The organism is Sellimonas intestinalis (assembly GCF_001280875.1).
Taxonomy (GTDB): domain Bacteria; phylum Bacillota; class Clostridia; order Lachnospirales; family Lachnospiraceae; genus Sellimonas; species Sellimonas intestinalis.
Map to the genome: position 1 here is coordinate 383,811 of NZ_LGAJ01000007.1, position 11,887 is coordinate 395,697.

General features: G+C 48.0%; 11 protein-coding genes. 9 read left to right on the plus strand and 2 right to left on the minus strand.

Annotation, left to right across the window (positions count from 1 at the left end):
* Nucleotides 1–169: 169 nt before the first annotated feature.
* The 3 genes from AOA56_RS09285 to AOA56_RS09295 all read left to right on the plus strand — a co-directional run bounded on the left by AOA56_RS09285 (nucleotide 170) and on the right by AOA56_RS09295 (nucleotide 5,593).
* Nucleotides 170–2,638 carry a cation-translocating P-type ATPase gene (locus tag AOA56_RS09285; protein WP_034594931.1) on the plus strand — a complete coding sequence of 823 codons (2,469 nt, stop codon included), beginning with the start codon at nucleotides 170–172 and terminating at the stop codon, nucleotides 2,636–2,638.
* Nucleotides 2,639–2,649: 11 nt separating this feature from the next.
* Complete coding sequence (locus AOA56_RS09290) at nucleotides 2,650–3,342, plus strand: anaerobic ribonucleoside-triphosphate reductase activating protein (RefSeq protein ID WP_024733538.1); 693 nt, start codon at nucleotides 2,650–2,652, stop codon at nucleotides 3,340–3,342.
* A gap of 142 nt (nucleotides 3,343–3,484) precedes the next feature.
* The gene (locus tag AOA56_RS09295; protein WP_238117666.1) at nucleotides 3,485–5,593 is read left to right on the plus strand and encodes a ribonucleoside triphosphate reductase; all 2,109 of its coding nucleotides are present in this window, start codon (nucleotides 3,485–3,487) and stop codon (nucleotides 5,591–5,593) included.
* A gap of 363 nt (nucleotides 5,594–5,956) precedes the next feature.
* Here AOA56_RS09295 and AOA56_RS09300 read toward each other — a convergent pair whose 3' ends face one another.
* Nucleotides 5,957–6,592 (minus strand): GntR family transcriptional regulator, encoded by a 636-nt coding sequence (locus AOA56_RS09300; RefSeq protein WP_024733537.1) that lies wholly within the window; start codon nucleotides 6,590–6,592, stop codon nucleotides 5,957–5,959.
* A 192-nt stretch (nucleotides 6,593–6,784) separates the two neighbouring features.
* Between AOA56_RS09300 and proC the strand changes: the two genes are divergently transcribed.
* The 3 genes from proC to AOA56_RS09315 all read left to right on the plus strand — a co-directional run bounded on the left by proC (nucleotide 6,785) and on the right by AOA56_RS09315 (nucleotide 9,233).
* Nucleotides 6,785–7,579 (plus strand): pyrroline-5-carboxylate reductase, encoded by a 795-nt coding sequence (gene proC / locus AOA56_RS09305; RefSeq protein WP_024733536.1) that lies wholly within the window; start codon nucleotides 6,785–6,787, stop codon nucleotides 7,577–7,579.
* 164 nt (nucleotides 7,580–7,743) lie between these two features.
* The gene (locus tag AOA56_RS09310) at nucleotides 7,744–8,334 is read left to right on the plus strand and encodes a TetR/AcrR family transcriptional regulator (RefSeq protein WP_053769498.1); all 591 of its coding nucleotides are present in this window, start codon (nucleotides 7,744–7,746) and stop codon (nucleotides 8,332–8,334) included.
* Nucleotides 8,331–9,233: a DMT family transporter gene (locus tag AOA56_RS09315; RefSeq protein ID WP_180214157.1), complete on the plus strand. Its 903-nt coding sequence runs from the start codon at nucleotides 8,331–8,333 to the stop codon at nucleotides 9,231–9,233. Before AOA56_RS09310 ends, AOA56_RS09315 begins: the two co-directional genes overlap by 4 nt.
* Before the next feature lie 82 nt (nucleotides 9,234–9,315).
* On the opposite strand, the gene AOA56_RS09320 is transcribed toward AOA56_RS09315, so the two are convergent.
* Nucleotides 9,316–9,876, minus strand: coding sequence for a biotin transporter BioY (locus tag AOA56_RS09320; protein WP_024733533.1), 561 nt, complete (start codon nucleotides 9,874–9,876; stop codon nucleotides 9,316–9,318).
* A 173-nt stretch (nucleotides 9,877–10,049) separates the two neighbouring features.
* Here AOA56_RS09320 and AOA56_RS09325 point away from each other — a divergent pair, with 173 nt between their 5' ends.
* Genes AOA56_RS09325 through AOA56_RS15880 form a run of 3 tightly spaced genes read left to right on the plus strand, consistent with a single transcriptional unit; the run spans nucleotide 10,050 to nucleotide 11,886 of the window.
* Nucleotides 10,050–10,730, plus strand: a complete 681-nt coding sequence (locus AOA56_RS09325) for a response regulator transcription factor (RefSeq protein ID WP_053769499.1) — start codon at nucleotides 10,050–10,052, stop codon at nucleotides 10,728–10,730.
* Complete coding sequence (locus AOA56_RS09330) at nucleotides 10,717–11,715, plus strand: sensor histidine kinase (protein WP_024733531.1); 999 nt, start codon at nucleotides 10,717–10,719, stop codon at nucleotides 11,713–11,715. Before AOA56_RS09325 ends, AOA56_RS09330 begins: the two co-directional genes overlap by 14 nt.
* Nucleotides 11,716–11,730: 15 nt before the next feature.
* Complete coding sequence (locus tag AOA56_RS15880) at nucleotides 11,731–11,886, plus strand: CD1871A family CXXC motif-containing protein (RefSeq protein WP_152334161.1); 156 nt, start codon at nucleotides 11,731–11,733, stop codon at nucleotides 11,884–11,886.
* Nucleotide 11,887: the final 1 nt, after the last annotated feature.

Here is an 11,887-nt window from a genome sequence, read left to right on the forward strand (position 1 = left end):
AACAGTGCGGTTCGGACTCTGGTTTTTGTGATGATGTGCATAGTAAGGCTGTTACGAAAATTAATCAATTCTTCATATTGTTTTTATGGTATTTATCGTTTCTGAGCGTATAATAGAACCATGAGAGTGGAAAGAGAAAACGAAAGAAGAGACGAGAAGGAGATACAGAATGATAGAACGACTTGCCGGAATACGAAGGAAAAGACAGGAAGAGGATACGGAGTATGAGCCGGAGCGTCTTCCGATCCGAAGGTGTATACCGGATTATCATATGGGGCTTTATGAAGAGGAGATTTTAGAACGTGAGGAGGGCGGATGGACGAACCTTCCGGTGGATCCTCCGTCAAAGACGACAAAGGAGATTATTCACGACAATATTTTTACATATTTTAACTTGATTTTTGCGATTCTTGGTCTGCTTCTGATCCTTGTGGGCGCGTTTCGGGATCTGACATTTTTGCCGGTGATCATTTTGAATACATTGATCGGTATCGTCCAGGAGGTCCGGGCAAAGAATGTACTGGACAAGATGACGATGCTGCATGCTCCGAAGGCGACGGTAGTCCGTAATGGCCGGAAGAGGGTGATTGCGGTGGAGGATCTGGTGATCGATGACATCGTAATCTTTAAGGCGGGCAATCAGATCTGCGCGGACGCTATTGTGGAGCACGGTGAGGTTCAGGTCAATGAATCCCTTCTGACCGGTGAGGCGGACGAGATTACAAAGCACAAAGGTGATATGTTGATGTCGGGAAGTTTCATTGTCTCCGGGGAGTGTCATGCGAGACTGGAGAAGGTGGGCGCGGATTCCTACATATCCCGCCTGACTTTGGAGGCCAAGGCAATGAAAGATGGAGAACAGTCGGAGATGATCCGTTCTCTGGACAAGCTCGTCAAATGTGTCGGCATCGCTATCATTCCGATCGGTTTCATCCTATTTATCCAGAGTTTCTTTTTGAATGACGAGGGCTTTCGTTCCAGTGTGACGGCTATGGTAGCGGCAGTGATCGGTATGGTACCGGAAGGGCTCTATCTGCTTGCGAGCGTGGCCCTTGCGGTGAGTGCCGTGCGTCTTGCCAAGCAGAAAGTACTGCTTCACGACATGAAGAGTATTGAAACACTGGCACGGGTCAATGTACTATGCGTGGACAAGACCGGAACGATCACAGAGAATACAATGAAAGTTCAGGGACTTCGTGCCACCAGACATTACAATAAAGAAACGATGCCGCCGTTAAAGGGTCTGATCGGGGATTTTGCACATGCCATGAGCAGGGACAATATCACCATGGAGGCGGTACAGGCCTATTTTCAAAAGAGTACTGGGAGAAAGGCGCAGAAGATCACGTCGTTTTCCTCCGAATATAAATATAGCAGTGCTACCTTTGAAGAGAGCTCCTATGTGCTTGGTGCTCCGGAGTTTGTCCTGCGGGACGATTATCCGGCATATGAGGAAGAGATTGAAAAGGAAGCTTCCAAAGGCTATCGGGTACTGGTGTTTGGAAACTGTGAAGAGACACCGGACGGCAGGGCGCTTCGTGGGAAAGTGACGCCACTTGCCTATATTATGCTTGCAAACCCGATCCGAAAGGAAGCGCCGCAGACCTTTGCTTATTTTGAAGAGCAGGGGGTAGAGGTCAAGGTCATCTCGGGTGACAATCCGGTGACAGTATCTGAGGTGGCAAAGAAAGCCGGTATTGCGGGTGCGGATGACTTTGTGGATGCGGCCACGCTGACGACAGAAGAAGAGATCCGTCAGGCAGTTCAGAAGTATACGGTCTTTGGACGTGTCACACCGTCCCAGAAGCGGCAGTTTGTCAAGGCGCTTAAAAGTGCAGGTCACACGGTTGCCATGACAGGGGACGGAGTCAACGACGTACTGGCGTTAAAGGATGCGGACTGCAGTATTGCTATGGCGTCCGGAAGCGATGCGGCGGCGCAGGCGTCACAGCTCGTGCTTCTGGAGTCGGATTTCTCCTGTATGCCAAGCGTCGTGTTGGAAGGACGGCGGGTTGTCAATAATATCCAGAGATCCGCAAGCCTTTTTCTTGTGAAAAATATGTTTTCCTTCCTACTTGCGATCTTTTCGGCAGTCTTTATGATTACTTATCCACTGGAGCCGTCGCAGGTATCCCTGATCAGTATGTTTACGATCGGTGTACCGGCCTTCTTCCTGGCGCTGGAGCCGAACAAGAGTATGATCAAAGGGCATTTCCTGACGAATGTCTTTTTAAAGGCACTCCCGGCGGCGCTGACAGATGTACTGGCAGTCGGGGCGCTCGTTGTTTTTGGAGAAACATTCGGCGTCAACGCAACGGATATTTCAACGGCTGCGACAATGCTTCTTGCGATCGTGGGATTTATGATTCTCTACCGGATCAGCCGGCCGATGAACAAGATTCGTGTGGCGGTATTGCTACTGTGTATCTGCGCTCTGCTGTTCTGCAGCACGGTGCTGAACAAGCTCTTTGCCATTACCGGAATGTCGGCGGAATGTATTATGCTTTTTGTAGTATTCTCTATTGCTACAGAGCCGGTGCTTCGTTATCTGACCATGTTTGTCAGAAAGCTGAAATATTTTTATGACCGGATTCGGAGAAATCTGGTTTTGGGTAAGGAAGCAAAGGAAGAAGGATAGGAGGGGTGCTTATGAGAATCCAGGGACTTCAGAAGCTGACACTTTTGGATTATCCCGGAAAGACAGCGTGTACCATTTTCCTTGGAGGATGTAATTTTCGCTGCCCGTTCTGCCATAATGCGGCACTGGTGACAGGAGTAGAGGATCATGAAAATTTCTCTGAGGAGGAGCTGTTTGATTTCCTGAAGAGACGGCAGGGGATTTTAGACGGTGTCTGTATCAGCGGGGGAGAGCCGCTCATCTGTCCGGATTTGGATGAGCTTCTGAAAAAGATCCGGGATATGGGGTACTTGATCAAACTGGATACGAACGGCAGTTTTCCGGAGCGGCTGATCCGTCTTGTGGAAGAAGGACTGATCGACCAGGTGGCCATGGATCTGAAAAATTCCAGAGAAAAGTACGCACGGACAGTGGGGCTTGGGCAGTTTGACGTTCGGCCCATTGAGGAGAGCGTGGAGTATCTGCTGGAGGGGCATGTGCCGTATGCGTTCCGGACGACAGTGGTACGGGAATTCCACCAGAAATCGGACTTCGAGGAAATGGGACGGTGGATTCGGGGGGCTGCGACTTATTATATCCAGCAGTTTGAAAATTCCGGGGGACTGATTCGTGAGGGCCTGCATGCCTACGATGAACCAGTGCTTTTACAGGTAAAGGCGATTATGGAGAATTACGTAGGCGAGGTAGAAATCCGGGGAATATAGAGAAAAAGAAAAAACAACATCTTGTTGAATGTTTAGTGTTAAACTGCTAAAAACAACTAGATGTTGTTTATTGCGTTGACGGTAAAAGAAGAAAAGTGATATAATGGGGACATCGACACGAATGGGAAAGGAAGTATGACAAATGTATCAGGTAGTAAAGCGGGACGGCCAGATTGCAGAGTTTGACATTCATAAGATCGGCGCTGCGATTCAGAAAGCATTTGAGGCATCAGGAAAGAATTTTCATCCTAGTGTCATTGATATGCTTGCTTTGAAAGTAACGGCGAATTTTGAGCCGAAGATAAAAGATGGAAAGATTAAGGTGGAGGAGATCCAGGATAGTGTGGAGGAGGTCTTGAGTCAGGCAGGATATGCGGACGTTGCCAAGGGCTACATTCTCTATAGAAAGCAGAGAGAGAAAATCCGGAACCTGAAGTCCGCGACCTTAAATTATAAAGAGCTTGTCAACAATTATCTGCAGGTCAACGACTGGAGAGTCAAGGAGAATTCTACAGTGACATACTCGGTTGGAGGGCTGATTCTGAGCAATTCCGGAGCGATTACGGCCAATTACTGGCTGTCCGAAGTGTATGACCGGGAGATTGCAGAGGCTCACCGCAACACGGACATTCATCTGCATGACCTTTCCATGCTCACCGGATACTGCGCAGGGTGGTCTCTACGCCAGCTCATTCAGGAGGGGCTCGGTGGAATTCCTGGGAAGATTACTTCAGCTCCGGCCAAACATCTGAGTGTTCTTTGCAACCAGATGGTGAATTTTCTCGGTATCATGCAGAATGAATGGGCGGGGGCCCAGGCGTTCTCATCCTTTGATACATATCTTGCTCCGTTTGTGCGGACGGACCATTTAAGCTATACCGAGGTAAAGAAGTGTATTGAATCTTTTGTGTACGGTGTCAATACACCGTCCCGGTGGGGTACTCAGGCTCCATTTACGAATATTACTTTGGACTGGACGGTTCCGGATGATCTGAAGAAGAAACCGGCCATTGTAGGCGGCAGGGAGATGAACTTTACCTACGGTGACTGCAAAGAAGAAATGGACATGGTAAACAAGGCGTTCATTGAAGTGATGATTGAAGGCGATGCACAGGGCAGAGGATTTCAGTACCCGATTCCGACTTATTCCATCACCAAAGACTTTGACTGGTCCGATACGGAAAATAACCGCTTGCTTTTTGAAATGACATCCAAATACGGGACGCCGTATTTTTCTAACTATATCAACAGCGATATGGAGCCAAGCGACGTCCGCAGTATGTGCTGCCGTCTAAGACTTGATCTGCGGGAGCTTAGAAAGAAAGCGGGCGGCTTCTTCGGAAGCGGCGAAAGTACAGGTTCTATCGGTGTGGTTACGATCAACCTGCCCCGGATGGCATACCTCGCAAAGGATGAGGAGGACTTCTTTAAGAGACTGGCACATATGATGGATATTGCAGCCAGATCCCTTCACATTAAGAGACAGGTGATCTCCAAGCTTCTGGACGAGGGACTTTACCCGTACACGAAGCGGTATCTTGGCGGATTCGGAAATCATTTTTCTACCATTGGTCTGATCGGCATGAATGAGGCAGGACTCAATGCGAACTGGCTAAGAAAGGACATCACTCATAAGGAAACTCAGAAATTTGCGGTGAAGGTGCTGAACTTTATGAGAAACCGGCTTTCTGATTATCAGGAAGAGTACGAAGAGCTTTTCAATCTGGAGGCGACACCGGCGGAGTCCACCACATACCGGTTCGCGAAGCATGACAGGGAGCAGTTTCCGGATATCATCACAGCATCCGAGGGGAATGGCACTCCGTACTATACGAACAGCTCTCATCTTCCGGTTGGATTCTCCGATGATATCTTCGACGCGCTGGATATCCAGGATGAGTTACAGACTCTTTACACCTCCGGGACAGTATTCCATGCGTTCCTCGGCGAGAAGCTTCCAGGATGGAAAGAATCGGCTCTCCTTGTACGGAAGATTGCGGAGAATTATAAGCTTCCGTATTATACGATCTCTCCGACCTACTCCATCTGCCAGGATCACGGCTATATCGACGGGGAGCAGTACACCTGCCCGCATTGCGGCAGAAAGACAGAGGTCTACAGCCGGATCACCGGATATTACCGTCCTGTACAGAACTGGAACGACGGGAAGATTCAGGAGTTTAAGGATAGGAAAGAGTACGACATTGAACATTCCGTGATGAAGAAAAAGAAAACAGAGGCACATGTCTAAGAAAATAAAGAGAACCGGCATACGAAAGATAGCATCGTATGCCGGTCTTTTTGTATTAGCGACGAGACAAATTTCCAGTCTGCCAGGGATCCTGGCGGCCGCTTACAATTCGGTCTGCGACTTTTGACACTTTTGGTAGTTGCTGTCGGATGCCGAAAAAAACATAGGTTGCAAATTTGTAAGATAAGAAGCAGAAAATGTAAGATGATTCGATGGAAAGCAGGAAACGGGTTTCCTATAATAGAAAGCAGAAGGAGGAATCTGGGATGTCAGTCATAAGAAAATGGGTGTCGGCGGCAACGGCAATGGCAGAAGTTTGTTTTCTTCTGGCTTTATCTGTGGCCGTTGCCGTCATAGGACTTTTTATTTTTTTAAAGCGCTGCTTTTGCCGATCATAAAGTGATCGTTTCTTAAAATTTCATAGGCTTTTTCGTACTGATCAGACCGCATGTAGCGGATCATCTTTTTCAGATTTTCATTGGCTCTGCTGATGTGAAGACCATTCCGGACGGAATACAACCCCATGCGGATGACCTCGTTAAGGTACATTTCGTAGATACGATTGATCCGCTCATTGTCAAATACGCTGACAATCTCCATGTGCATCTGGGTGTCCGCCAGTTCCCAGTGGTAGATATCCCCGGCACACGCACACATCCGAACGACACGCTCCTCGATCCGGTAGGAAAACTCATCAGCTCTGCCGCTTGTAAAGATCTCCCGGAACGCGGCTCCCTCCAGAAGCTCACGAAGCTGGTAAATCTCCTCGATATCCTTGTCTGTGATCTCTTTTACAATAATCGATTTATAATAATCCCGGACAACGAGACCCTCGGCATGAAGCGTCTTTAAGGCGGTTCGGATCGGATTTCGGCTCATATTCAGTTCTTCGGCAAGCATCGTTTCCGTGAGTTGCATTCCCGGCGGATAAGTCAGATTGAGAATCCGCTCTTTCATTGTATGATATGCCTGGTCGGCCAGGGAAATTTTCTCAGCCACGCAGATCACCCCTTTGTATACTAATAACTTTATTGTATACAAATAGAAACAAAATTACAAGGAAAAATGGAAGAAATGTCATAAGAATGATTGACAAGGACGATACATAGTGATATTTTATAGGTATGAATTGTATACAAATGATTTGAGTGTATACAAAATGATTCTTAGCGGAAAAGGAGTGTAACACATATGAAATTAGGATTTATCGGATGTGGAAATATGGCTGGCGCCATCATGGGAGGCATCATTAAAAACCAGGTATTTAAGCCGGAAGAGATCATTGGTTCCGACGTTTTCGTACCGACCAGAGAAAAGGCAAGAGACCAGTACGGGATCCAGATTACAGACAGCAACCTGGAAGTAGTAGAAAAGTCAGAAGTGATTGTTCTTGCTGTGAAGCCACAGTTCTATGAGTCTGTCATCACAGAAATCAAGGACAAGGTGACAGAGGACAAGATCGTAATCACCATCGCACCTGGAAAAACACTGGCATGGCTGGAAGAGAAATTCGGCAAGAAAGTAAAGATCGTAAGAACGATGCCGAACACACCGGCTATGGTGATGGAGGGCATGACAGCAGCATCCCCGAATCCATACCTGTCTGAAGAAGAAGTGAAGTATGCGTGTCATATTCTGGAAAGCTTTGGTAAGGTAGAGGTTATTCCTGAGCGCCTGATGGATGCGGTCGTATCCGTAAGCGGAAGCTCCCCGGCTTATGTATTCATTTTGATCGAGGCTATGGCAGACGCGGCGGTAGCGGACGGAATGCCAAGACCGCAGGCTTACAAGTTCGCGGCACAGGCTGTGATGGGAAGCGCGAAGATGGTATTAGAGACAGGAAAGCATCCGGGCGAATTAAAAGATATGGTATGCTCCCCTGCAGGTACGACTATCGAGGCAGTCAGAGTACTGGAGAGAACCGGATTCAGAAGCTCTGTGATTGAAGCTATGAAAGCGTGCGCGGATATTGCAAAGAGAATGTAAAAAAGGTATACTGTAGAAGTACATGAATTGAGACGGCTCAGTTGTAAAAGTACAGCTGAGCTGTTTTTATTCCATTTGAAAGGACATGGAATGAGATATGCAGTGTGGTCTGACGTGGACATGGCTGCTGATCAGATACAGGAGAAAGGAGCAGGGAGGTAACAATGGAAGAGAAGAAGAAGCGGGTCAAGGACCGGATTGTATCTGCGGCCTGGGAACTGTTTTATGAAAAGGGATACGACGCGACGACGGTGGATGATATTATCCGTCTGTCAGACACGTCCAAGGGATCCTTTTACTATTATTTTGATGGGAAGGACGCTCTGTTGAATACTCTGTCGACAGTGCTGGATGATCTGTATCTGTCTTTGAAAGAGGAGATGGATCCGTATATGGACAGCTTTGAGAAGCTGATGTTTCTCAATTACAGATCTCACCTGTTTATGGAGCGGAGTATCAAGGTTGATCTGCTGGCGTCCCTGTATTCTACCCAGCTCATCTCGAAAGGAGAGAGAAGTCTTCTGGATCAGAATCGGGAGTACTATAAGCTGATTTCCTCCGTTATGGAAGAGGGCCAGAAGCGTGGGGAAATCAACCGGAGAAAAAGTGTCTCCGAACTTTTGAAATACTATTCTCTCTGCGAGCGGGCGCTTGTCACAGACTGGTGCTTGAACAAAGGCAGCTATTCCTTGGCAGAATACAGCAGGGAATATATGCCGATTATGATGGAGAGTTTCAAAGGAAAACAGCTATGATAAACAATATGGAAAGAAGAGAGGCATTGCGGGGGGCCTGCATCGCCGTGATCGGCGGGATTTTCTGGGGACTTGCAGGTGTGTTCGGGCAGTATCTTTTTGCGTACAAAGGTCTGAACGCAAGATGGCTTGTCAGTGTCCGTCTGGTGCTGGCGGGTCTGCTTCTGCTTACTACGGTGTATCTGAAACAAGGAAGAGAGATGTGGAAGATCTGGAAGGATAAAAAGGATGTATTCTGGCTGATTTTATTTGCCATCTTCGGGATGGCCGGATGCCAGCTTACCTATTATTCCTCTGTGGAATTATCTAATGCCGGAACTGCGACAGTGCTGCAATACACAGCTCCGGCTATTATTATGCTCTATACCGCCGTGCGGGCGAAAAAGATGCCACGTCTTATGGAAATAGGAGCCTTGGTACTGGCTCTGTTCGGAACTTTTGTTCTTGCAACCCACGGGGATCCAAACTCTCTTGCCATCTCCGAGGCGGCACTTGCTTGGGGGCTGACTTCTGCCGTTATGATGGCGGTCTACAACCTGCTTCCACTGCAACTGATGAAAAAGTATGGCACGTTCTGTGTGATCGGGTGGGGGATGTTGATTGGAGGTATCCTGATGTGCGTGTTTACGAAGCCGTGGCATGTGATTGGAACATGGGATTTCCAGGCAGTTGGCGCAATGGCCATGGTTGTGGTAGTCGGGACGGTTCTGTCTTTTTCCTTTTATATGGAGGGGGTCCGTATCATCGGAGCCACCAGGGCAAGTCTCTTTGCCTCTGTGGAACCGGTAACAGCGACGGCGGCTACTGTCCTGATGATGCATACTGCCTTTACGTTGCCGGACTTTTTTGGAATTCTCTGTATTATGGCAGCGGTTCTGATACTGTCAATTAAGAAATAGATGAACACCCCGGAGTTACCACTCTGGGGTGTTCGCCTGTCAATCGTGGATCAATGATACTCTTTAAACGGATTGCTCTATTCTATCTTTCAGGCAGGCGTTTACGGATCTGCGGTCCGACCAGGATAGCAAGTACGATTTTCAGCGCGTCGCCCGGGAGGTATGGAATCACGCCTGTAAAGAGTCCCTGTACAAAGGTCAGATTCATCTGAAATGTGAGCCATGCGGTTCCGAAGAGATAAGTAATCACGGAGCCAAGGATCATCCCTGCCAGAATGAATAAGATGCGATAACGGCCGGAAGCCTTATCCATGAAAATCCCGGCGATCACGATCAGGAACAGAAAGCCGGCCAGATAACCGCCTGTCGGGCCAATCAGCTTTCCGAGTCCGCCGGAAAATCCGGAGAATACCGGAAGACCGCAGATTCCAAGAAGCATGTATACGACATAGCTTAGGAACATCTGCTTCCATGGCAGAAGAAACAGTCCGAAATAGAGGACCAGGTTTGTCAGGGAAATCGGCACCGGACTTACCGGGATCGGAATGGACATCGGTGCCAGAATACAGAGTACGGCTGTCATTAGCGCTGTTGACACAAGGTAACGTGTTGAAACAGAAGCCTTTGTTGTTGTATTGTTCATCTCAAGTTCTCCTCTCTTGTTGTCTAGGTGATAGTATACCGTCTCAGGAAATAATTGTCAACCAAAAATAAAAACTAAGTTTACAATTAGAAACAAAGGTTTCCGAAGCCTTCCGTTGTCAATCCGCCCCTGCCTGTGGTATAGTGAAAGCACATTGTTAAAGGAGGAATCATATGAAATATCGGATTCTGTTGGTGGAAGATGATGAGACGATGGTGGATATCTTAAAGAGAAATCTGGAGAAGTGGGGATATCTTGTCCATGTGGCTGAGGATTTCCAGAACGTAATGCAAGAATTTCAGGACTTTGAGCCGCAGCTTGTTCTGATGGATATTTCCCTTCCTTTCTATAATGGGTATTATTGGTGTGGGGAGATCCGAAAGGTCAGCAAAGTGCCGGTGATTTTTTTGTCCTCCTCCGGGGACGACATGAACCTGGTGATGGCCATCAATCTGGGGGCGGATGATTTTGTGGCAAAGCCGTTTCGGATGGAAGTGCTGACGGCCAAGATCCAGGCGGTTCTCCGCAGGACGTATACCTTTGGAACAGTCAGTCCGTCCGTGCTGACCCACAAGGGACTCACCTTGAATCTGGACACTTCGGTGTTATCCTATGGGCAGGAAAAGCTGGAGCTTGGGAAAAATGAATTCGGAATTTTACGGACACTGATGGAACATCCGGGCAAAATTATTGAGCGAAGTGTGCTGATACGTAATCTCTGGGAGACGGAAAGCTTCATCGATGACAACACGCTGACCGTGAATGTCACCAGACTCCGGCGGAGGCTGGAGGATATCGGGCTCAAAAACTATATTCTCACCCGGAAAGGTATGGGATACTATGTGGAAGAATAACTATTTTGCAGCCTACATCCGGGCGAAGCGTGACATGGAAGTACTGTTTTTTGGTATTCTTGCGCTTGAGGCAGTGATCTATTCTCTCTATGGACTTCCGTGGGGACCGTCATTTTATACGATGATCCTTTCGGCGGCCCTGTTTTTTCTGATTTGGGGGCTGGGGTACGCTTCCTACCGGAAAAAATGTATCCGGCTTATACAGATGCAGGAGAAAGAGGAGATTGAAAGCAACTATTTTCCAAAGACAACCGACAAGATGGAACTACTCTATCAGGAGTTACTGAGAAAGCGTGAAAGGGCGTGGAGCATCCACCATGCCGTTGAGCAGGAGAAGAGAAAGCAGGAGGATGCCTACTATACGAAGTGGAGCCATCAGATCAAGACGCCGGTGTCGGTGTTAAGGCTTTTGCTTCAGGAGGAAGATCCGGACACGGAGACGATGCGTCACGAGCTGTTCCAGATCGAACAGTATATTGCAATGGCGCTGGATTATCAGAAACTGGAAAAGGGTGTGAAAGATCTGAGTCTGGGACATTTCCGGGCGGCGGATCTGGTGAAGCAGGCGATCCGCAACCTGTCGGAACTTTTTATTCATAAGAAGATTTCCATTCAGATCGGGGAAGATCTCGACTTTACGATCCTGACGGATGAAAAATGGTTCGTGTTCATGTTGGAGCAGATTCTCACTAATGCGGTCAAATATACGAAAAAAGGGTATGTATCCGTGTGCCGTCAGGGTGAGGGGGAGATTGTCATTATGGATACCGGGATTGGAATTTTACCGGAAGATCTGCCGCGGGTGTTTGAGTGGGGATACACCGGTTACAATGGAAGACTGGACAAACGGTCCACCGGAATCGGACTGTCCCTTGTGAAATCAGCGGCCGATCTTCTGGGACATCCGGTCAAGATTGAATCCGAGCCGGGAAAAGGGACAAAAGTGTGTATCGATACGAGGAGGCCGAAGCTGAATACAGGCTGACAGAAAGGAGAGCGAATGAAGAAGTTTACTGAGCAAAGAGTCTTGATTGGAAGAGCTGTGATCGGACTGATTGGGGTGCTATTTCTCATAGCTGGCATTTTTCAAGGAGAATTTCATACGACATGGAGTAAGGCAGTCCGAATCTGTTTGGAGTGTATCGGCATTGGATAAG

Excerpts from the sequence above, each read along its gene's own strand:
- AOA56_RS09330 (WP_024733531.1), top strand. The coding sequence starts at position 10,717 with ATGTGGAAGAATAACTATTTTGCAGCCTACATCCGGGCGAAGCGTGAC.
- AOA56_RS09325 (WP_053769499.1), top strand. The coding sequence starts at position 10,050 with ATGAAATATCGGATTCTGTTGGTGGAAGATGATGAGACGATGGTGGAT.
- AOA56_RS09320 (WP_024733533.1), bottom strand. The coding sequence starts at position 9,876 with ATGAACAATACAACAACAAAGGCTTCTGTTTCAACACGTTACCTTGTG.
- AOA56_RS09290 (WP_024733538.1), top strand. The coding sequence starts at position 2,650 with ATGAGAATCCAGGGACTTCAGAAGCTGACACTTTTGGATTATCCCGGA.
- proC (WP_024733536.1), top strand. The coding sequence starts at position 6,785 with ATGAAATTAGGATTTATCGGATGTGGAAATATGGCTGGCGCCATCATG.
- AOA56_RS09310 (WP_053769498.1), top strand. The coding sequence starts at position 7,744 with ATGGAAGAGAAGAAGAAGCGGGTCAAGGACCGGATTGTATCTGCGGCC.
- AOA56_RS09315 (WP_180214157.1), top strand. The coding sequence starts at position 8,331 with ATGATAAACAATATGGAAAGAAGAGAGGCATTGCGGGGGGCCTGCATC.
- AOA56_RS09295 (WP_238117666.1), top strand. The coding sequence starts at position 3,485 with ATGTATCAGGTAGTAAAGCGGGACGGCCAGATTGCAGAGTTTGACATT.
- AOA56_RS15880 (WP_152334161.1), top strand. The coding sequence starts at position 11,731 with ATGAAGAAGTTTACTGAGCAAAGAGTCTTGATTGGAAGAGCTGTGATC.
- AOA56_RS09285 (WP_034594931.1), top strand. The coding sequence starts at position 170 with ATGATAGAACGACTTGCCGGAATACGAAGGAAAAGACAGGAAGAGGAT.